Annotated in this window: 18 protein-coding genes and 1 tRNA gene; 7 read left to right on the top strand and 12 right to left on the bottom strand. The window is 71.0% G+C overall.

The genetic code is table 11. The features are described from left to right. Positions 1–94: 94 nt before the first annotated feature. Positions 95–697 (top strand): superoxide dismutase family protein, encoded by a 603-nt coding sequence (locus tag AAC134_RS09805; RefSeq protein ID WP_339948905.1) that lies wholly within the window; start codon positions 95–97, stop codon positions 695–697. 47 nt (positions 698–744) lie between these two features. Here the strand turns inward: AAC134_RS09805 and AAC134_RS09800 are convergent, their stop codons facing one another. From AAC134_RS09800 to AAC134_RS09790, 3 genes are read right to left on the bottom strand one after another with little or no spacing between them, the layout of a single operon-like run. After that, the gene (locus AAC134_RS09800; protein ID WP_339948904.1) at positions 745–1,671 is read right to left on the bottom strand and encodes an ABC transporter permease; all 927 of its coding nucleotides are present in this window, start codon (positions 1,669–1,671) and stop codon (positions 745–747) included. Then, complete coding sequence (locus AAC134_RS09795) at positions 1,668–2,783, bottom strand: ABC transporter permease (protein ID WP_339948903.1); 1,116 nt, start codon at positions 2,781–2,783, stop codon at positions 1,668–1,670. The genes AAC134_RS09800 and AAC134_RS09795 overlap by 4 nt, the downstream gene beginning before the upstream one ends. Before the next feature lie 52 nt (positions 2,784–2,835). After that, complete coding sequence (locus AAC134_RS09790; RefSeq protein ID WP_339948902.1) at positions 2,836–3,957, bottom strand: BMP family ABC transporter substrate-binding protein; 1,122 nt, start codon at positions 3,955–3,957, stop codon at positions 2,836–2,838. 445 nt (positions 3,958–4,402) lie between these two features. Between AAC134_RS09790 and AAC134_RS09785 the strand changes: the two genes are divergently transcribed. Beyond that, positions 4,403–4,831 (top strand): globin family protein, encoded by a 429-nt coding sequence (locus AAC134_RS09785; RefSeq protein ID WP_339948901.1) that lies wholly within the window; start codon positions 4,403–4,405, stop codon positions 4,829–4,831. Between the two features lie 201 nt (positions 4,832–5,032). Here the strand turns inward: AAC134_RS09785 and AAC134_RS09780 are convergent, their stop codons facing one another. The 8 genes from AAC134_RS09780 to AAC134_RS09745 form a co-directional block, all read right to left on the bottom strand. After that, a complete protein-coding gene (locus AAC134_RS09780) occupies positions 5,033–6,004 on the bottom strand; it encodes a nitronate monooxygenase family protein (RefSeq protein WP_339948900.1) in 972 nt (323 codons plus the stop codon). A 74-nt stretch (positions 6,005–6,078) separates the two neighbouring features. After that, the gene (locus AAC134_RS09775; protein WP_339948899.1) at positions 6,079–6,591 is read right to left on the bottom strand and encodes a TRAP transporter small permease subunit; all 513 of its coding nucleotides are present in this window, start codon (positions 6,589–6,591) and stop codon (positions 6,079–6,081) included. Positions 6,592–6,599: 8 nt separating this feature from the next. Continuing rightward, on the bottom strand, positions 6,600–7,901 hold the full coding sequence (locus AAC134_RS09770; protein ID WP_339948898.1) for a TRAP transporter large permease subunit: 1,302 nt from the start codon (positions 7,899–7,901) through the stop codon (positions 6,600–6,602). A gap of 241 nt (positions 7,902–8,142) precedes the next feature. Further along, on the bottom strand, positions 8,143–9,240 hold the full coding sequence (gene dctP, locus AAC134_RS09765; RefSeq protein ID WP_339948897.1) for a TRAP transporter substrate-binding protein DctP: 1,098 nt from the start codon (positions 9,238–9,240) through the stop codon (positions 8,143–8,145). A gap of 159 nt (positions 9,241–9,399) precedes the next feature. Further along, positions 9,400–11,004, bottom strand: a complete 1,605-nt coding sequence (locus tag AAC134_RS09760) for a class I adenylate-forming enzyme family protein (protein ID WP_339948896.1) — start codon at positions 11,002–11,004, stop codon at positions 9,400–9,402. A 43-nt stretch (positions 11,005–11,047) separates the two neighbouring features. Further along, positions 11,048–12,301, bottom strand: a complete 1,254-nt coding sequence (locus AAC134_RS09755; RefSeq protein ID WP_339948895.1) for an acyl-CoA dehydrogenase family protein — start codon at positions 12,299–12,301, stop codon at positions 11,048–11,050. 31 nt (positions 12,302–12,332) lie between these two features. Further along, a complete protein-coding gene (locus tag AAC134_RS09750; RefSeq protein ID WP_339948894.1) occupies positions 12,333–13,124 on the bottom strand; it encodes an FCD domain-containing protein in 792 nt (263 codons plus the stop codon). A 123-nt stretch (positions 13,125–13,247) separates the two neighbouring features. Further along, on the bottom strand, positions 13,248–14,255 hold the full coding sequence (locus tag AAC134_RS09745) for an MBL fold metallo-hydrolase (protein WP_339948893.1): 1,008 nt from the start codon (positions 14,253–14,255) through the stop codon (positions 13,248–13,250). A 156-nt stretch (positions 14,256–14,411) separates the two neighbouring features. Here AAC134_RS09745 and AAC134_RS09740 point away from each other — a divergent pair, with 156 nt between their 5' ends. Further along, a complete protein-coding gene (locus AAC134_RS09740) occupies positions 14,412–15,401 on the top strand; it encodes a fumarylacetoacetate hydrolase family protein (protein WP_339948892.1) in 990 nt (329 codons plus the stop codon). 64 nt (positions 15,402–15,465) lie between these two features. On the opposite strand, the gene AAC134_RS09735 is transcribed toward AAC134_RS09740, so the two are convergent. Next, positions 15,466–15,541: transfer RNA gene (locus AAC134_RS09735), tRNA-Ala, on the bottom strand. A gap of 393 nt (positions 15,542–15,934) precedes the next feature. Between AAC134_RS09735 and AAC134_RS09730 the strand changes: the two genes are divergently transcribed. From AAC134_RS09730 to kdsA, 4 genes are all read left to right on the top strand, one after another. Next, a complete protein-coding gene (locus tag AAC134_RS09730; RefSeq protein ID WP_339948891.1) occupies positions 15,935–16,228 on the top strand; it encodes a YggT family protein in 294 nt (97 codons plus the stop codon). A gap of 14 nt (positions 16,229–16,242) precedes the next feature. Then, positions 16,243–16,575: a DUF167 family protein gene (locus AAC134_RS09725; protein WP_339948890.1), complete on the top strand. Its 333-nt coding sequence runs from the start codon at positions 16,243–16,245 to the stop codon at positions 16,573–16,575. Between the two features lie 285 nt (positions 16,576–16,860). After that, positions 16,861–18,123: a Na+/H+ antiporter NhaA gene (locus tag AAC134_RS09720; RefSeq protein ID WP_339948889.1), complete on the top strand. Its 1,263-nt coding sequence runs from the start codon at positions 16,861–16,863 to the stop codon at positions 18,121–18,123. Between the two features lie 245 nt (positions 18,124–18,368). Beyond that, entirely contained in the window at positions 18,369–19,214 is an 846-nt protein-coding gene (kdsA, locus tag AAC134_RS09715) for a 3-deoxy-8-phosphooctulonate synthase (RefSeq protein WP_339948888.1), read from the top strand. Positions 19,215–19,335: the final 121 nt, after the last annotated feature.

Here is a 19,335-nt window from a genome sequence, read left to right as displayed (position 1 = left end):
CATCGCGTCGCCGCCTCGCGGCGCCCATATCGTCCCCAACACCCCCGCCGGCCCGCCGCGAGCGACCGCCGGCCAGACGACCCAGGAGAACCTCATGACTCGACGCGCATTGCCCTTCACTCTTGCCGTTTCCCTGGCGGCGGCCGGCGCCATGGGCCTGACCCTCGTCGCCGACGCCGCGCGCGCCCAGGACGCCACCGCCAAGATGCTCAGCCCCGAGGGCAACCCGGTGGGCGTCGCCTCGCTCTACAACACTCCCGCGGGCGTGCTGATCGAGCTCGAGCTGACCGAGGCGCCCGAGGGCGAGCACGGCTTCCACATCCATGCGGTGGGCGAGTGCGGGCCCGACTTCGGCCACGCCGGCGGGCATCTCGGCGGCGACGAGGCCACGCACGGCTTCCTGTCCGAGGACGGCCCCCACGCCGGCGACCTGCCCAACATTCACGTGCCCGAGAGCGGGACGCTGAAGGTGACCACGCTGGCGCCGCTGGCCAAGCTCGCCGACTCCGACGGCGAGACCCCGGCCGAGGCGCTCGAGGAGTCCGCCCAGGCCCTGTTCGGCGGCCGCGGGCGCACCGCGGTGCTCGATTCCGACGGCGCCGCGCTGATGATCCACGCCGGCCCCGACGACTATGTCACGGACCCGGCCGGCGCCTCGGGCGACCGCATCGCCTGCGGGGTGATCGAGGCGCTCTGAGCGCGCGGGCCTGCGAAGATCGGGGCGGGGGGACATCTCTCCGCCCCTCATTTCGTGATCGACAGCTCGCCCGGCGCGCCGCTCATGGCCCGCGTGGTCGAGGAGGTGGCGATCAGCATGCCCAGCGTCAGCACGTAGGGCGCGGCGTAGAACAGATAGTAGCCCGAGGTGACGCCCACCGACTGCAGCGCCGGACCCAGCGCCCCCGCGCCGCCGAACAGCAGCGCCGCTCCGAAGCACTGGATCGGGTTCCAGCGTGCGAAGATCACCAGCGCCACCGCCATCAGCCCCTGCCCGGACGAGATCCCCTCGTTCCAGGACCCGGGGTAATAGAGCGACAGATACGCCCCCGCCACGCCCGCCGAGGCGCCGCCGACCGCGGTCGAGGCGATGCGGATCCGGTTGGGCCGCAGCCCCATGGCCCGCGCGGCGTCGGTGGAATCGCCCACCACCCGCACGATCAGCCCCACTTTCGTGGCCCGGAACACCCACCACAACGCCACCGCCATGCCCGCGCCGATCACGAACAGCACGTTGACCCGCAATGCCGCCTGCACCTGGGGATAGGACGACCAGGCGCCGAGCTCGATGGCCGGCAGATCCGGCGCGACCGGCTGGATGTAGGGCTTGCCGAAGAAGAAGGCCAAGCCCATCCCCAGCAGCATCAGCGCGATGCCGATGGCGATGTCGTTGACCCGCGGCAACGAGCACAACAGCCCGTGAACCAGCCCGAAGGCCGCCCCCGCGATCGCCGCCGCCAGCACCCCCGCCCAGGGGTTCCCGGTCTCGTAGGCGATGGCGTAGCCGGCCATGGCGCCGAAGACGAGCGTCCCCTCGAGCCCGAGGTTGATGCGCCCCGAACGCTCGGTCAGGCACTCGCCCAGGCTCACGAACAGGAACGGGGTCGAGACCCGGATCGCGCCGCCCAGGATGGCCAGCGGAACGCCCCACAGGCCGATGCCGGTCTCGCTCATGTCCGGCTCCAGCGTTCGGGCGCAAAGATCTTGAAGCGGCCGTAGAGGGTCTCGGAGACCAGGATCGCCACGAAGACGAAGCCTTCGAGCACCAGCACCGTCGCGTCGGGGAGGTCCATGCGCCGCTGCACGAGGCCCGACGAGGCCTCCATCCCTCCGATCAGGATCGCCACCGGAATGATCGCGAGCCCGTTGTGCCGCGCGAGGAAGGCCACCAGGATCCCGGCATAGCCGTAGCCCGCCGCGAGGCTGCCGTTGGCCGAGCCCTGCACGGCCGAGACCTCGAGCATCCCCGCAAGCCCCGCGAAGGCGCCGCCCAGCGCGGTGAAGCCGATCAGCAGGCGGCCCACCGGCAGCCCCTGGATCTGCGCCGCGCGCACATTGCCGCCCACGAGGCGCGCGGCGAACCCCCAGGTGGTCTTCTCGATCAGCACCCAGGCGATGACGCAGCAGAGCGCGCCGACGGCGAAACCCCAGTGCACGTCCATCCCCGGCAGGTCGCCGATCCGCAGCCCCTCGGCCAGCGGCGCGGTCGAGGGCTTGTTGAGGCTGGCGGGATCGCGCAGCGGACCCTCGACCAGGTGGTTCATCAGCGCGATGGCGATATAGGCCAGCAGCAGCGAGGAGATGGTCTCGTTCACCCCGCGCTTCTGGCGCAGCGCGCCCACCGCGCCGATCCAGGCGCCCCCGACCAGCATCGCGGCCAGCGCCATCAGCGGCACGCCGATCAGCGCCGGCGCCCAGGGCATCGCCGCGCCCAGCCCGCCGGCCGCGACGCCGCCCAGCACGATCGCGCCCTCGCCCCCGATGATCATCAGCCCCAGCCGCGCCGGCAGCGCCACGCACAGCGCCGCCAGCAACAGCGGCGCGGCGCGGCTGAGCGTGTTCTGCCAGCTGAACCACGTGCCGAAGCCGGCCTTGTAGACCAGCGCGTAGAAATCCGCCGGGCTCTTGCCGAGCGCCAGCAGGAACAGGCCGAAGGCGGCCAGTCCGACGATCAGCGCGCCAAGCGGCAGGCAAACCGCCTCCAGACGCCTTGCCCATCGGGCAAGGGCGCCGGAGGCGGCCGGGACCGTCGCGATCTGCGCAACGGAGGCGGCCGCGGAGGGCATGGGGGATGCTGCAGCCTGGTCCGACATCGCGACGGTCCCTTTTCGAGAGCGATCAGGAGGTGGAACCGATGACGCCCTCGACCAGGTAACCCATGCTCTCGAGCTCGACGTCCGTCTCGACGAGGGCCGCGCCGGCGCCGACAATCGTTTCGCCGTCGTTCGACTTCATCGGGCCCTTGAAGACCGAGAAGCCGCCCTTGAGGATCTCGGCCTTCGTCGCCTCGAACTGCGCCCGCGCCTGATCCGACACGGCGGGGCCCAGCGGCGACATCTTGATGAAGCCCTCGGCCAGCCCGCCCCGCACGAAGTTGTCGATGGTCCCGCCCGCCTGCACGGTCGCGACCATGTCGGTGTAGACCTTGGCCCAGTTCCACTCGGCGCCGGTCAGGTATTTCTCGGGGGCCAGCGCGGACTGGTCGGCGTGGTAGCCGCAGACGAAGGCGCCGCGGCCGGCGGCGGTCTCGATCACCACCTTGGGCCCGTCCACGTGGCAGGTGATGACGTCGGCGCCCTGGTCAGTCAGCGCGTTGACCGCCTCGGCCTCCTTCACGGCCAGCGACCACTCGCCGGTGAAGATCACCTGGCAGGTGATTTCGGGGTCGACGGCGCGCGCGCCCAGCAGGAACGAGTTCACGTTCTGCAGCACCTGCGGGATCGGCTTGGCGGCGACGAAGCCGATGCGCTTGCTCCGGGTGGCGTGGCCCGCGGCGATGCCGTTGAGATACTGGCCGAGGCCGATGTAGCCGAAGTAGGAGCCGACGTTCATCGGGTGCTTGTCGGCCGACCACATGCCGCCGCAGTGCTCGAACCGCAGGTCGGGGTACTTCTGCGCCATCTCGAGGATATGCGGGTCGAAGTAGCCGAAGGAGGTCGGGAACAGCAGGCTGGCGCCGTCGAAGTTGATCATCGATTCCATCGACTTCTGGACTTCGACGGATTCGGGGACGTTCTCCTCCTCGACGACGGTGACGCCGTCCATGGCCTTTACCGCGGCCGCGCCCTCGGCATGGGCCTGGTTGTAGCCGTAGTCGTCCCTGGGACCGACGTAGATGAAGCCGATGGTCAGGTCGGCGGCGTGCGCGCGCGTGGCCAGCCCCCCCAGCGCGGCGGCGCCTGCGAGCGCCGCGGAGGATTTCAGGAAACCGCGGCGCGAGGTGCGGTGGAATTGGGTCATGATCGGCTCCCGGGCTCGCCATGGAATGTCCTGGGGCGGCGCCCCCCGGGGCCTGCGCCGCTCCGCGATGCGCGGCGCTCGGCGTCGGGCCCGGTCCGCCCTCGTCCGAGAGTTCACCGCAAGCGAGCGCGTATGTAATCTGCTAGTTTCGCAGCGCACCGCTTCATTTTTTGCAGCGCTCAGCCGCAAGCGAGGGCCGTCGCGGGCGGGCGCCTCGCGGCGCGCGCGCCGGCCTGATGGGACGAGAGCGCCCACCCATGAGATCGAGGCGTTGGGGGAGCGCAGGGCGGCGCCGAGCGAAGACTTCGGCGCGCGTCATCTTGACGTTATGTCAAGACTTGCGCGCTCTTGTCCGGGACTGCGCGCGGCGCGGGCGGGCGGCGAGGCTTGTCGTCCCCGACAGACACAGCGTCCCGGCCTGGCCGGGCGGCAGGAGATCACGCCCATGACCCCCGAGCAGGTGGCGCTGGCGCAGACCAGTTTCCGGAAGGTGGTGCCGATCGCGGACGCGGCCGCCGACATCTTCTACGGGCGGCTGTTCGAGCTCGAGCCCGGGCTGCGACGGCTGTTCCCCGAGGATATGGCCAAGCAGAAGCGCAAGCTGATGCAGATGCTGGCGGTGGCGGTGCAGAGCCTGCACCAGCCCGAAACGGTTATCCCGGTCGCGCGGGAGCTTGGCGCCCGCCATGTCGGCTATGGGGTCGAAGCGACGCATTACGGAACGGTCGGGGCGGCGCTGCTCCACACGCTGGAGGCAGGGCTGGGCGAAGACTGGACGCCGGAGGTCGCGGAAGCCTGGGGGGAGGCCTACGCGATGATCTCGGAGGTGATGAAGGCCGGGGCGGCGGAGGTCTGGAGCGAACCGAAGGGCTGAGGGATCAGACGGCCGCTGCAACGTGCGCGGTCGGCGGGACGGCTCTGTCGCGGGCAAGCCCGCGAGGCGCCCGCCCGCCGACCCCGTCGCGGGACGACGGGACGCGCGACGGCTGGCGGCGGGGGGGTCGACCTGGCCGCCGCGGCGGCTTTCCAGGAACGGGGGCCGGGGCATGTCAGCCCCGGCCTCCTGCCGCAGGGCTCAGGCCCAGGCGGCCGAGGCTGCGGAGAGCTTTGCCTTGCACTCGGCCACCATGCGCTCGATCAGCTGGGCGCAGGTGGGGATGTCTTCGATCAGGCCGCAGACCTGGCTCGCCCAGACGAGGCCGTCGTCGACCTCGCCCGACTCAAGCGCCGCCCGCCCCCGGGCGCCCGCGACCAGCGCGTGCACGTCGCCGAACTCGGCCCCGCCGGGGCGGGTCTCGATCGAGACGACCTCCTGCGAGACCGCGTTCTTCAGCACCCGGCCGGTGTTTCGGAAGCTGCGGAAGATCAGGATGGTGTCGCGCTCGCCGGCCTCGACGATGGCCTTCTTGATGTTGTCGTGGATCGGGGCCTCCTGGGTCGCGCAGAAGCGGGTGCCCATGTTGACGCCCTCAGCCCCCAGCGCGAAGGCCGCGGCCATGGTCGCGCCGTCGCCGATGCCGCCCGAGGCGATCAGAGGGACCTTCACCGCCCGCGCCGCGGCCGGGAACAGGACCAGACCGCCCACGTCATCCTCGCCGGGGTGGCCGGCCGCCTCGAACCCGTCGATGGAGATCGCGTCGACGCCGGCCCGCTCGGCCGAGAGGGCATGGCGCACCGAGGTGCACTTGTGCACCACCTTGCCCCCGGCGGCGTGGATCTTCTCGATGAAGTCCTTGGGGCTGCGGCCGGCGGTCTCGATCACCTTCACGCCGTTGCTCAGCGCCGCGTCGAGATACTCGTCATAGGGCACCGGCTGGGCGGTGGGGAAGATCGTCAGGTTCACGCCGAAGGGCTTGTCGGTCATTCCGCGGCAGCGCTCGATCTCGACGGCCAGCCCCTCGGGCGTGGGCTGGGTCAGGGCGGTCAGGATGCCCAGGCCTCCGGCCTCGGAGACGGCCGCGGCCATCTCGGCCCGCCCGACCCACTGCATGCCGCCCTGGATGATGGGGTACTTCGTCCCCAGCAGCTCGGTCACTCTGGTCTTCATAAGGGGTCTCCCTGGTCTCGGTCGCCGTCGCACGGCGGAAGTGTCAGGCGCCGCGGGCGAGCGCGGCCGCATCGTCAGGCGCCGCGGGCGAGCGCGGCGCGGAAGTCGCGGAGGCACAGGCGCACCGCCTCGACCAGCATCAGCGCGAAGGCGATCGGCGCCATCGCGGCGACCGGCCAGGCTGGCCAGGTGCCCGTGCCGATCTGCACCGCTCGGGCGGTCTCGAAGGACTTCAGCGCGTAGCGGGCGCAGTAGTAGGCCACGATGGCGTAGACGCAGACCTCGATCAGCAGCACGAGGCCCGCCACCAGCTTGCCCACCGAGCCCTTCATGACCCCGTCCAGGATCTCGAGCCGCGGGAACGTCGCCTCGCGGTGGGCGAGCGGCAGGCCCCAGAACACCATGATCGGGAACAGCACCGACTCGATCATGTTGAAGGCGCCCGGGATCAGGTCGGTGTGCAGCACGTAGCGCCCGAAGACCGTCAGCACCGTCAGCCCCAGGATTCCCAGCAGGCAGACCCCGCCGCCGATGGCGGCGAGCCCCCACTCGAACTTTCCCAGCGCGTCGTAGGATCGTCTCAGCATATCGAACCTCACTGGATCTGGGAGGGAAGCCAGGTCACCACGCCGGGAATCTCGACCATGATCAGCGACACGATCACCGCCGCCACCAGGGCGAACAGTCCCGTGGTGCGGAAGATCGGTCCCACCGGATGCCTGACCGCCGCGCAGGCGGCATAGGTCGCAAGCCCCACCGGCGGCGTCAGCAGCCCCAGCGAGATCATGAAGCAGGCCATCACGCCGAACCAAAGCAGGTCCACCTGGGCGGCCTCGAGCACCGGCAGGATGATCGGGATCAGCAGCACCATCACGGCCGCCGACTCCAGCAGCAGACCGCCGATGAAGAAGGCGAGCAGCATCAGGGCCACCAGCACCGTGGGCTGGCCCAGCAGCGGCTCGACCGCCTCCAGCAGCTCGCGCGGCGCGCGCGAGAGCGACAGGAACCGCCCGAAGGCCTGCGCGCCGATGACGATGATCATCAGCATCGAGGTGACCTTCACCGAGTCCACCAGGCTGTTGAAGATGTCCCGCAGCCCGATGCGGCGCAGCGCGGTCATGCCGACCAGGGCGGTGAAGGCGCCCAGGCCCCCGGCCTCGCCGGCGGTGAACACGCCCCCGTAGATTCCCCCGAAGATCACGAACATCAGCACGACGACGAAGATGAAGGCGGCCACGGCCGAGGTCGGCAGCGCGGTGTCGGCTTCGGACTCGGCCGGCGCGGCGCCGGGTTCGACCTCGCCGAAGACCCACAGGCAGCCGATGTAGCACAGGATGCACAAGAGGCCGGGGATCATCGAGCCGATGAACAGGTGCCCCACCGGCACCAGCGTCAGCGAGCCGTAGAAGATCATGATCAGCGAGGGCGGGATGATCGCGGCGAGCGAGCCGGAGACGGCCGCCAGCGACACCGCGAACCGCTTGGTGTAGCCCACCTGCTGGAGCTGCGGCCCGGCCATCACGGCGAGCGCGGCCGACGTGGCGGCGCCCGAGCCCGAGACCGCGCCCAGCATGCCGCCCGAGACGATGGTCGCGGCCCCCAGCGGGAAGCGGCGCTTGCCGGCCAGGCGATAGCCGACCCGGAACAGGTCCTCGACCACCCTGCCCCGCAGCAGGAACTGCGCCATCAGCAGGTAGAGCGAGATGATCGAGAGCGAATAGGACGAGGCGGCGCCGACGATGTCGGCCGCCAGCAGCCCGTCGAACAGGCGCGTGCCCATCATCGCGAACATGCCGACGATGCCGGCGCCCATCAGCACGATCGCCACGCTCTGTCCCAGGATCAGGAACACGGCGAACCATGCGGAGACGAGTATCAAGGCCTCATGTGAGGTCATCGGGTTCCCCGCGACATGAAAAGGTCAGGCGGAGGGCGCGGCGCGCGACCCTCCGGCGCGGACCGCCGCCCCGGGAGGCGACGGTGAGATGCGCCCCAAGGGGCGTCTGCCAGATGCGCCCCTTTGGGGCGACCGCCAGATGCGCCCCTTTGGGGCGACGGCCAGATGCGCCCCTTTGGGGCGACGGCCAGATGCGCGGACGGCCGGCCGCCGCCCCGGGGGGCGAGGGCCGGCGCGGGGATCAGTCGGCGAGGTATTCGGCGACGCCCGGGGGCAGCTCGCCGCCCTCGGCCAGCACCAGCTCGGACCACAGCTGCGCGGTCTTGCGGGCGGGATGGCCGTCGGCCTCCAGCGTCTCGATCCACTGCTTCCAGGTGGCCACCGCGGCGGTCGCGATATGGTCGCGCAGGTCCTGGGGCAGATCCTCGGCCTGCACGAACTTGGTGCCGGCGGCCTCGGCGGTCTCACGCACCTCGACATACTGCTTCTGGATGAACTCGGCGTTCTCCAGCGCCGTCTCGCGGATCGTCTCGTCGAAGATCCTCTGCTGCTCTTCGGTCAGGCTGTCCCAGGAGGACTTGGAGATCGCGTGGTAGCTCTCCCAATGTCCCAGGGCGACGCCCTCGATCGAGTACTTCAGCAGCTCGGTCATCGAGTAGGATTTCCAGTCGGCGACCGAGAGCAGGATCCCCTCGATGGTCTTGCGGCTCAGCGCCTCGTAGGCCTGGGCGGCGGGCATGGTCACCGGGTTCACGCCGAGGTTCTCGAGCGTCATGGTCTGCAGCGCGGCGCCGGCCCGCAGCGGCAGGCCCTGGAAATCGGCGGGCGAGGTGATCTCCTTGGAGGTGGTGTTGATCACATACGGCCCGGAAGCGCCCAGAGCCCAGGCGACGATGTTCTTCGGCTCGATCTCGTACTGGTAGAAGGTCTTGCCGTCCTTCAGCTCGACGTCCGAGTCCATCAGCTTCTGGAACGCCCGGGTGATCTGGGCCGAGTCCGTGCCGTAGACAGGCAGCTGGCTGACGTCGGTCAGCGGGAAGGCGCCGGGGATGTAGGGGGCGAGCAGCGGCGAGATGATGTCGACCGTGCCGCCCTGCAGCGCGTCGAGCCCGCGGCCCACGCCCACCAGCTCGCCCGCGTAGAAGCGGGTGAAGGTCAGGTCGGTGCGCTCCTCCATCTTGGTCGCGAACGGGTCGAGCACCTGGCCCACCCACATGTGGACCTGCGGCAGCGAGGCCGAGATCATCAGGTTCTGGGCGGCCGAGGGGCCTGCGGTCGCGGCCAGCGCGGCGACGCCGGCAAGGGCGCCTTTCAAAAGGGTCTTCACGGGGGTCTTCATGGTGTCTCCTCCCAGGTTGCGGCCCGCGTTCGAGCGGGTCCGATCGATTGACGGTCGTTTCTTGTGTTGGGCGCCGCCCTCCTGAGGCGGTCGCCGGGGTCGTGTCGCGAGGCGCGGGACGCGCGCGCCGGGCCAGGTCGGGTGGGGTCGGGCGCGCGGTCAGGCGCGCTCGACGAAGTCCAGCTTCTCGCGGATGTCGCGCTTCATGATCTTGCCGTTGTGGTTGCGCGGCAGCGGCTCGGGCGTGATCGTGAAGCTCTCGGGCGCCTGGTAGTCCGCGAGCTCGCGGCGGCAGTGGGCGGCGAGCGCGCCCTCGTCCAGCCGTTCGGGCGAGACCACGACGGCGTGCACCCGCTCGCCCAGCACCGGACAGGGTTTGGCGACCACCGCGCTTTCGGTCACCCCGGGGAAGGCCGCGAGCACGCTTTCCACCTGGGCCGTGAACACCTTGTAGCCGCCGCGGTTGACCATGTCCTTCTTGCGGTCGTGGACATAGACGAACCCGTCTTCGTCCACCGAGCCGATGTCGCCCGACTTCCAGAACCCGCCCGCGAACTCCTTCGCGGTGGCCTCGGGGTTCTCCCAGTAGCCGGGCACGACCATGGGGCCGAAGTGCCACAGCTCCCCATGCGCGCCCGGCGGGCATTCGCGCCCGTCCTCGTCCATCACCACGGTGATCGCGCCGTAGCTGGACTTGCCCACGCTCAGCCGATGGCTGGCGGTGTTTTCGGGGGGCATCATGGTGACGGGCGAGGTCGTCTCCGTCGCGCCGTAGCAGTTCATCAGCTTGAGGTTCGGCAGCTTCTGGGCCAGCCGCTCGATGGTCGGCGCGGGCATCGGCGCGCCCCCGTAGCCCCCCCAGCGCCAGGCCGAGAGGTCGTGGTTCGCAGGATCGTCCTGCACCAGGCACAGGTTGTACATCGCAGGCACCATGGCCGCGTGGGTCAGCTTCTCCGCGGCCGCCAGCTTGAGGAAGGCGGCGGCCTTGAACTCCCGCATCACCAGCAGCGTCGCCTGCGCGCGCACCGCCTTGTGCACGCCCCCCACCAGGCCCGTGACGTGGCTGAGCGGGGCGATCACGCCCTCCCGATCTCCCGGGCGGCTGTCCATGAAGCTCGCGAAGGCGCTGGCCGAGTGCACGATCCCCAGATGGGTCAGCATCGCCCCCTTCGGCACGCCCGTGGTGCCGGAGGTGTAGAGGATCGTCGCCACCGCCTCCTCGTCCGGGCGCGCCGGCGGCGGCGCGGCCTCGGGGTCGGCGCCGAGCAGACGGTGGTAGTTGCAGAACCCGTCGACCTTGCCGAGCGCAAAGCGGCGGACCAGCGCCGGCGTCTCCTCGGGCGGGGGGACGATGGCGGCCGCCTCGGGCTCGCAGATCAGCAGCTTCGCGCCGGACTGGACGAGCGCATGGCGCAGCCCCGGCGTCTGGTCGCGCAGCGACAGCGGCACCAGGATCGCGCCGAGGCGCGCCACGGCGTAGGTCAGCACCACGAAGGGCGCGTCGTTGCCCAGCAGCAGCGCCACACGGTCGCCCGGCCCCACGCCCTCGGCGTGGAGCGCGGCCGACAGCCGGCGCACCTCCTCGTCGAGCTGCGCCCAGGTGAAGCGCAGCTCTCCGCAGACCAGCGCCTCTGCGTCGGGGCGCGCGGCGACCGCGGCCTCGAGCATGGCGTGGATGTCGGAGGGGCGGTCGACGAAACAGTCGACCACCCTCGATCCGTAGTGCAGCTCCCGTCTCGTCGCGGGGTCTATCGCTGCGGCCATGGCGTCCTCCCCGGGTCGCGGCCTTGCGGGTGCGGCGTCCGCCTCAGTGCGGGCGCACGTAGTGGTGCGTGTTGGCGCCGACGCGGCCCTTGGCCTTGCCCAGCTCGTCGCGGGCGATGACCATCAGGTGCACCTCGTCGGGACCGTCGATGAAGCGCAGCGCCCGGCCCCAGGTCCACAGGTAGCTCAGCGGCGTGTCGGGCGTGATGCCGGCCGCGCCGAAGACCTGCATCGCCCGGTCGGTGATCGAGGTCTGCAGGCGCGCGGCCACCACCTTGATCGCCGAAACGTCGACCCGCGCGGCTTTCGCACCTTCGCGGTCCATCTTCCATGCCGCGCGCAGCATCAGCAGGCGGGCCTGGTCGATGTCGAAGCGGGCCTCGGCGATCCAGTCCTGGATGTTGGCCCGCTCGGCCAGCGCCTTGCCGAAGGTCTTGCGCTCCAGCGCCCGCTCGCACATCAGCTCCAGCGCCAGCTCGCACTGGCCGATGGTGCGCATGCAGTGGTGGATGCGCCCCGGCCCCAGCCGCGCCTGGGCCAGCATGAAGCCGTCGCCCTCCGAGCCCAGCATGCAGTCCGCCGGCACGCGCACGTTCTCGTAGAGCACTTCCGAGTGACCCTCGGGCGCGTGGTGATGCATGATCGGCACGTCGCGCACGATCTTCACGCCGGGCGTGTCCATCGGCACCAGGATGAAGCTGTGCTTCTTGTGCCGGTCCGCCTCGGGCGAGGGATCCGAGACGCCGAACACGATGGCGAGCTTCGCATTGGGATGCATCGCCCCGGTCGAGAACCACTTGCGCCCGTTGATCACATAGTGGTCGCCGTCGCGGATGATCGTCGTCGAGAGGTTCGTCAGGTCCGAGGAGGCGGTGTCCGGCTCGGTCAGCCCCACGATCGAGCGGATCTCGCCCATCATCAGCGGCTCGAGCCAGCGCTTCTTCTGCTCGGGCGTGCCGAACTGGTGGAGGATCTCCATGTTGCCGGTGTCGGGGGCCGAGCAGTTGAAGACCTCCGAGGCCCAGGGCACGCGGCCCATGATCTCGGCCAGCGGGGCGTATTCGAGGTTGCTCAGCCGGGTGCCCGGCTCGTCGTCCTTCAGGCCGGGCATGAACATGTTCCACAGGCCGGCCTCGAAGGCCTTGGCCTTCAGGCGGTCGAGCAGCTCGATGGGATACTTGCCGGTGCTGTGGAAGGTCTCATGGAACTCCTGATTGGCGGGCAGCACGTGGGACTGCATGAAGTCCTCCAGCCGCGCCATCAGGCTCTGGGTCTTTGCGGAATACTCGAAGTCCATGGGTCTCCCCCTTCTCGTCGGGCCGCGCGCGTCAGGCGTCGCGCGGCGTGGTCTCTCTGGGTCCGCGCGGGGCGCCCGCTGCCGGGACCAGCGGAGCGATGGGCGCGTCCATCGGCAGGCCCGCCATCAGGTAGCCGCGGCGGAAGTCCACCGCATGGCGCAGCGTCCAGTCGCGCGCCACGTCGGGATCGCCGAGGCGGATCGCGTCGATCACCCGCCCATGCGCCTCGAGCTGCCGGGCGGGCGCCTGCGGCAGGTGGGGCAGCAGCGCCTCGAGCCCGGAGTAGAGCAGGATGCCGATCGGCTCCTGCGCCAGCGCCAGCGCGGGGTTCTTCGTCGCCTCGGCAATGAACGAGTGATACTCGAGGTCCAGCCGCACCACCGCCCGGTCGTCGCGGGCCTGCGTCGCCTTGGCCATGCGCGTCTGGTTGCCCTGCAGGCGGGCGACGTCCTCGTCGGTGGCGTTGCGGGCTGCGAGCTCGGCGGCCAGCGGCTCGATCTCGACGGCCACGCGCCAGAGCTGGTCGAAGGTCACCTCCAGCATCCGCAGCGCCCGGCTGTTGCGCGAGGCGAGCTCGCGCGCCTTCGGCGTCGCCACCACCAGCTTGCGCGGCGAGGAGCGGCGCACCAGCCCCTCGGATTCCAGTCTGCGAATGCCCTCGCGCACGGTCGAGCGGTTGACCCCGAACAGCGCGGCGAGCTCGACCTCGCCCGGCAGCTGCTCGCCCGGCTGAAGCCGTCCCTCGAGGATCTGCGACTCAAGCTGCGCCGAGACCTGCTCATAGGCCTTCGAGACCTGGATGGGCCTGGGCCTGAGCCCCATGCGCGTCGCTCCCCTGCCGGCGTGCGGCGACCGGGCGTTGTCCGCCCGGCGTTCAGTGTCGGTTTGTCGGACACTAATCGGGACGCGCGCCGAGTCAATCTTCGCGTGGCGCGCGCGGCCCGCTCAGCCCCCGCAGGCGCAGTCAGGCCCGTGCAGATGGCCGTGGACGGGCCCCAGCCCCCATTTCTCCCGCAGGGCCTTCATGTGGGCGAAATAGGGAATCGCCTCGCGCACCGGCCGCTCGCCGCCAGCGAAGTCGTCGTAGAGGGTCTGCACGTTGACCACGAGGCGCTCGGGGTCCCCCCGCGAGGCGAAGCGCCCCAGTTCGATGTCATGGGCGGCGGTCAGGAAATCGAGCCCCGCATCGAAGCGCCGCCGCGCCTCCTCGGTCACGAAGACCAGGTAGTCGCGCATCGCCCGCACCCCGTCCTTGTCGGTCACCGGCCCGTGGCCGGGCACCACCACCTCGACGTCCATCGCCAGGATCCGGTCGCAGGCCGCGATCCAGTTGCTCAGCGGCCCCGCCCAGGCGATCGGCGTGCCCTCGTTGAACAGGATGTCGCCGGTGTAGACGACCTTCTCGCGCGGCAGGTGGACCAGCGTGTCGCCCCGGGTGTGGGCGGGACCGACCTCGATCAGCCGCACCTCGCGCTCGCCGACATGAAGCGTGGTCTCGCCGGAGAAGGTCTCGGTCGGCGGGGTCAGGGTGATGCCCGAGAAGTCGAAGGGCGCGAAGCACTCGCGCACGAAATCCCCCGCCGCCCCCAGCGCCGAGGGATCGGCCATCAGCGCCTGGAACATGGCGGGGGGCACGTGGTCGAACTCCTCGGCCGTGCCTTTGCTGGCGACGATGCGCGCGCCGTCGACCAGCTGGTTGCCATAGGTGTGGTCGCCGTTGGCGTGGGTGTTGACCAGCGTGCCGATCGCCTCGGCCTGCGGGACGGCGGCGCGCATGGCGGCCAGCATCTCGCCGGTCAGCTTCAGGTCGAACAGCGTGTCGACCAGCAGGCTCGCCTCGCCGTCGGTGATCAGCCCCGCATTCGACCAGCCCCAGCCGCCGTCGGGCTGCAGCCAGGCCCAGCAGCCATTGCCGATGTCGTGCAGGCCGCGCGTGAACTCCCGGTTCGCCATGGTCTCCTCCCTTTGTGGTCGCCTCCGGTTCTAGCGCGCCACGGCCCGGCGCGCAGCCGCGAACACGACCGGCCGGCAGGCTTGCGCGGCCGCGGCCCCGGCGCGAAGCTGGGCATTGAAGCGGGCCGCCAAGGCGCCGCCGCAAGGGAGGACCGCATGAAACTCGTCACCTACGTCGCCCCCGACGGCGCGCCGCGCGCCGGCGCGCTGGTCGCGGACGACGCCCGCATCGTCGACCTTGCCGCCGTCGAGGCCGAGCTGAACGGCCCGGAGTTCGACGGATTCGTCTCCGTGCTGACGATGATCGAGGGGGGCGAGGCCACGCTCGACCGCGCTCGCGAGGCCATCGCCCGCGCCCCGGCCGAGATGACCCTCGATCGCGCCGCCGTCCGCCTGCTGGCCCCGATCCAGCCCCCGCCCCAGATGCGCGATGCGCTGTGCTTCGAGAAGCACCTGGTGCAGGCCTTCCAGGCGGCCCGCAAGGTGCGCGCCCAGGCCTCCGAGGACCCCGCCGCGGCGCTGGCCGAGATGGAGCGCACCGGCGTCCTCTCGGTCCCGCAGACGTTCTACGAGCAGCCGATCTACTACAAGTGCAACCGCTTTTCGGTCTGCGGGCCGGAGACGGACGTGGTCTGGCCCGCCTATTCGCAGCTGATGGATTTCGAGCTGGAGTTCGGCGTCTACATCGCCCGCGCCTGCAAGGATGTGCCGAAGGCGCGCGCCCGCGAGGTGATCTACGGCTACACGATCTTCAACGATTTCTCGGCCCGCGACGCCCAGACCGCCGAGATGGGCGGCCAGCTCGGCCCGGCCAAGGGCAAGGATTTCGACGACGCCAACGCCATGGGCCCCTGCCTGGTCACCGCCGACGAGATCCCCGACCCCTACGACCTGACCATGATCGCGCGGGTGAACGGCGAGGAGTGGGGCCGGGGAAACTCCGGCGAAATGCTGTGGAAGTTCGAGGACGTGATCGCCCACGTGTCCGCCTCCGAGACCCTGCGCCCGGGCGAGTTCATCGGCTCGGGCACCGTCGGCAACGGCTGCGGGCTCGAGCACCTGCGGTTCCTGAAGGCGGGCGACGTGGTGGAGCTGGAGGTCGAGCGCATCGGCGTCCTGCGCAACCGCGTCCTCGCCCCGACCTGACGCCAGCCCCGCCCCCGAACGCCGCGAGGCCGCCCGATGGGCGGCCTCGTCCTGCGCGGGGATTTGGTGGAGCCGAGGGGGATCGAACCCCTGACCTTCGCATTGCGAACGCGACGCTCTCCCAGCTGAGCTACGGCCCCGTCGGCGGGCTCTCTAGACGGGGGCCGGGGGGGCTGTCAAGCGGGCCTGTGGCGCAAAGAACGCCTGAACGCGAGGCGCCGCAACGACAGGGGCGCCTGGGCCCGATGTCAGGCCCGCGGCGCAGGGCAGGCGTCGCGGGCTTTGCCGGCGGTCCCGCAGGCGACCGGACGCAGGCGGGATGAGCCGGGGGCGCCGGGGAAAGCCGCGGGGAGGCTCGGGCCACGGCCCTTGCGGTGAGGGGGAGTGTGGCGACTCTCCGCAATGCGAGACGAATGTGAGGACGGCGACGGCGCGACTCGGCGCCCCGGAGGCCGCGCGAGAGTTGATCCGGGGGCGGCCCGCCGCTACCTGTGCCGCACTGACTCCGCCGCCGCCGCATGGATGACCGCCAGATGACCTCGATCGCCATCATTCTCCTGATGATCCTCAAGTTCCTGTGGTGGGTCGTCATCATCCACGCGGTGATGAGCTGGCTGATCAATTTCGACGTGATCAACCTGCGCCAGCGCTTCGTCTACACGATCTGGTCGACGCTCAACCGGCTGACCGAGCCGCTCTACCGGCCGATCCGCTCGGTCCTGCCCTCGATGGGCGGCCTCGACCTCGCGCCGCTGGTGCTGATCTTCGCGATCCTGGCGTTGCAGGTGCTGATCTCCAACAACCTGATGGGCGCGGCCTACTACTGAGCGGCCGACCGACGATGACCGATGCCGACCCGCGCCCCTGGCGGCCGGCCGAGGGCGGCGGCCTGCTGCTGGCGGTGCGGGCCACGCCGCGCGGCGGGCGCGACCGGATCGCGGGGATCGTGAGCGACGCCGAGGGTCGCCCCGCGCTCGCCATCCGCGTCTCGGTCCCGGCCGAGGGCGGCAAGGCCAACGCCGCCGTCGTCGGCCTGCTCGCCCGCGCCGCCGGCCTGCCGAGATCCGCCGTGACGCTGCTTGCCGGCGAGACCGCGCGCGGCAAGCGCCTGCGGCTCGATGGCGACGCCGTGGCGATCGCGGCCCGTCTCGAGGCCGCCCTGCCCGCCCGCTGAAGTCCGCGCGCCGCTCGATGGCCCCGCGCTCGCCCCGGAGCGCCTGCGCCGCAAGCTCGCCGCGGGCGCGACCCTGCAATCGCGCCGCGTGCGCGACGTCGGAGGCCGGCGCCGCACGCGTCGCGGCGCTTCCCCTCGGGCCGGCGGAGCGCCCGGGCCGGGCCCGCGGCGTAGGATCGCGCCATCACGCATTGCCGCCCCCCGCCTGATCGCCTAACCAAGTCCCCTGCCCCCGGACGGCCCTCTCGTTCGCGGGACCTTGATGCAGCGGGTGGGAGCCGGGGAATGTACAAGCTGTGGTCCTTTGTGTCGGAGTACTCGTTGCTCCTGATCGCCGGGGCGCTGGTGGCGCTCGGCTGGGCCAACGTCGCTCCCGACAGCTATCACCATTTCGTCGAGTTCCCGCTGATCGACGACTTCTTCATCGGCCACCTGCATGTCGACGCCGAGGGCCACGCCCACCGCACCCTGACCCTGCACTACCTGATCAACGACGTGCTGATGGCCCTGTTCTTCGCCATCGCCGGCAAGGAGGTCTGGGAGGCCGTGGCGCTCGAGAACGGCTCGCTGCGCGGCAAGAAGGCGATGACCCCGCTGGTGGCGACGGCCGGCGGCATGCTGGGCCCGATCGCGGTCTACCTCGGCCTTGCCATGGTCATGGGCTCGGAGACCTATGACGCGGTCTCGCGCGGCTGGGCGATCCCGACGGCCACCGACATCGCCTTCTCCTACCTCGTCGGGCGCATGGTCTTCGGCGCCGGCCACCCTGCGGTGCGCTTCCTGCTGCTGCTGGCGATCGCCGACGACGCCGCCGGCCTGATCATCCTGGCGATCTTCTACCCCTCGGGCGACCTCGCCCCCCAGTGGCTGCTGCTCTCGATCGCCGCGGCGGGGGGGACCTACCTGCTCGCCAACTGGCTGCCCCGGCGCATGGACCGCGGCAAACAGGACCGCCCGAACTCGACCTGGGTGCGCAAGAAACTCGGTTTCTGGCCGTATCTGGTCGGCGGCTGCGTGTGCTGGTACGGCTTCCAGGAATCGGGCATCCACCCGGCGCTGGGCCTGCTGCCGATGGTGATGACCCTGCCCCACGCCGACGTCAGCTTCGGCTTCTTCTCGGAGGCCGAGGAGCACCTGCACGACCTGCTCAACGAGGTCGAGCACGGGTTGAAGATCCCCGTCGAAGTGATCCTGTTCTTCTTTGGCCTCGCCAACGCGGGGGTCGAGTTCTCGGCGATCTCGGCGCCCACGTTCCTGGTGCTGGCGGGCCTGCTGATCGGCAAGCCGCTGGGCATCGCCTTCATGGGCTGGCTCGCCGCCAAGCCGATGGGGCTCGGGCTGCCGGAGGGGATGCGCATGATCGACCTGGTGGTGATCGGCTGCGTGGCGGCCATCGGCTTCACCGTGGCGCTCTTCGTCGCTTCGGTCGCGTTCGAGGCGGGGCCGGTCCAGGATGCCGCCAAGATGGGCGCGCTGCTCAGCTTCTTCGCGGCGGTGATCTCGATCTTCGCGGGCATCGTCACCCGGGTGAAGAAGGTCCACGGCTGACGCCTTCGCGCGTCCGGCGCCGGGCCGGGCCCGGCCCGGACCCCGCGCCCGAGGCCGCAATCGATCCGCCCCGGGCCGCGTCCCGGGGCGGTCTCGTTTCGGGGGGCTGCGGGGCTCCCGGTTCCGTCCCCCGGCGCCGGCGCCGGCCAGCCCGCCGCCCCCCTGAAACGGCCCCGCAGCGCCCGAACCGCGCGCCCGTCGCGAAGGTGCTGGACGCCTCGGCGTCGCCGGGCTAGGACGCCGACATGACCGAAGCCAAGACCGTCCGCGTCGGCGATCTCGCGATCTCCAACGCCCTGCCGCTCACCGTGATCGCCGGCCCCTGCCAGCTGGAGGGGCTCGAGCATGCGCTCGACATCGCCGGCGCGATGTCCGAGGCCTGCCGCGCCGCCGGCCTCGGCTATGTGTTCAAGGCCAGCTACGACAAGGCCAACCGCACCTCCCTGTCGGGGCGCCGCGGTCCCGGCGTGGAGGAGGGTCTCGAGATGCTCTCCGAGATCCGCTCGCGCACCGGCCTGCCGGTCCTGACCGACGTCCATGCGCCCGACCAGTGCGCGATGGCGGCCGAGGCGGGCGTGGACATCCTGCAGATTCCGGCCTTCCTGTGCCGCCAGACCGACCTGCTGCTGGCCGCCGGCGCCACCGGCAAGGCGGTGAACGTGAAGAAGGGCCAGTTCCTCGCGCCCTGGGACATGGCCAACGTCGCGGCCAAGGTCGCCTCGACCGGCAACGAGGCGATCCTGCTGACCGAGCGGGGCGCCTCGTTCGGCTACAACGCGCTGGTGACCGACATGCGCGGCCTTCCGACGATGGCGCAGACCGGCTACCCGGTGATCATGGACGCCACCCACGCCGTGCAGCAGCCCGGCGGCCTCGGCGGCTCGTCGGGCGGCCAGCGGGAGTTTGCGCCCGTCCTCGCCCGCGCCGCCGTCAGCCTCGGCATCGCCGGCGTCTTCATCGAGACCCACGAGGCCCCCGACGAGGCCCCCTCCGACGGTCCCAACATGATCCCCCTGCGCGAGATGCCCAGGCTCATCGACACGCTCGCCGCCTTCGACCGCCTGGCCAAGTCCCACCCGATCGAGATCTGACGCGCCGGCCCTGACACAGCCGCCCCCAGGCGCCCGAACCGGCCCCCCTCGCGAAGCGCCTGTTCCCCGGAGCCGTCCGTCGCTGATGCCGATCAGAGCGACTCGCCCGCAGGGGTCAGGG

It is taken from the genome of uncultured Albimonas sp., from assembly GCF_963977235.1.
Taxonomy (GTDB): Bacteria; Pseudomonadota; Alphaproteobacteria; order Rhodobacterales; family Rhodobacteraceae; genus Albimonas.
The sequence above is the reverse complement of the archived record's forward strand: the minus strand, read 5'-3'. Positions and strand labels throughout refer to the sequence as shown.

Bases quoted from the DNA above. Each gene is read 5' to 3' on its own strand.
- AAC134_RS09805 (WP_339948905.1), top strand. From the start codon at position 95: ATGACTCGACGCGCATTGCCCTTCACTCTTGCCGTTTCCCTGGCGGCG.
- AAC134_RS09800 (WP_339948904.1), bottom strand. From the start codon at position 1,671: ATGAGCGAGACCGGCATCGGCCTGTGGGGCGTTCCGCTGGCCATCCTG.
- AAC134_RS09795 (WP_339948903.1), bottom strand. From the start codon at position 2,783: ATGCCCTCCGCGGCCGCCTCCGTTGCGCAGATCGCGACGGTCCCGGCC.
- AAC134_RS09790 (WP_339948902.1), bottom strand. From the start codon at position 3,957: ATGACCCAATTCCACCGCACCTCGCGCCGCGGTTTCCTGAAATCCTCC.
- AAC134_RS09785 (WP_339948901.1), top strand. From the start codon at position 4,403: ATGACCCCCGAGCAGGTGGCGCTGGCGCAGACCAGTTTCCGGAAGGTG.
- AAC134_RS09780 (WP_339948900.1), bottom strand. From the start codon at position 6,004: ATGAAGACCAGAGTGACCGAGCTGCTGGGGACGAAGTACCCCATCATC.
- AAC134_RS09775 (WP_339948899.1), bottom strand. From the start codon at position 6,591: ATGCTGAGACGATCCTACGACGCGCTGGGAAAGTTCGAGTGGGGGCTC.
- AAC134_RS09770 (WP_339948898.1), bottom strand. From the start codon at position 7,901: ATGACCTCACATGAGGCCTTGATACTCGTCTCCGCATGGTTCGCCGTG.
- dctP (WP_339948897.1), bottom strand. From the start codon at position 9,240: ATGAAGACCCCCGTGAAGACCCTTTTGAAAGGCGCCCTTGCCGGCGTC.
- AAC134_RS09760 (WP_339948896.1), bottom strand. From the start codon at position 11,004: ATGGCCGCAGCGATAGACCCCGCGACGAGACGGGAGCTGCACTACGGA.
- AAC134_RS09755 (WP_339948895.1), bottom strand. From the start codon at position 12,301: ATGGACTTCGAGTATTCCGCAAAGACCCAGAGCCTGATGGCGCGGCTG.
- AAC134_RS09750 (WP_339948894.1), bottom strand. From the start codon at position 13,124: ATGGGGCTCAGGCCCAGGCCCATCCAGGTCTCGAAGGCCTATGAGCAG.
- AAC134_RS09745 (WP_339948893.1), bottom strand. From the start codon at position 14,255: ATGGCGAACCGGGAGTTCACGCGCGGCCTGCACGACATCGGCAATGGC.
- AAC134_RS09740 (WP_339948892.1), top strand. From the start codon at position 14,412: ATGAAACTCGTCACCTACGTCGCCCCCGACGGCGCGCCGCGCGCCGGC.
- AAC134_RS09730 (WP_339948891.1), top strand. From the start codon at position 15,935: ATGACCTCGATCGCCATCATTCTCCTGATGATCCTCAAGTTCCTGTGG.
- AAC134_RS09725 (WP_339948890.1), top strand. From the start codon at position 16,243: ATGACCGATGCCGACCCGCGCCCCTGGCGGCCGGCCGAGGGCGGCGGC.
- AAC134_RS09720 (WP_339948889.1), top strand. From the start codon at position 16,861: ATGTACAAGCTGTGGTCCTTTGTGTCGGAGTACTCGTTGCTCCTGATC.
- kdsA (WP_339948888.1), top strand. From the start codon at position 18,369: ATGACCGAAGCCAAGACCGTCCGCGTCGGCGATCTCGCGATCTCCAAC.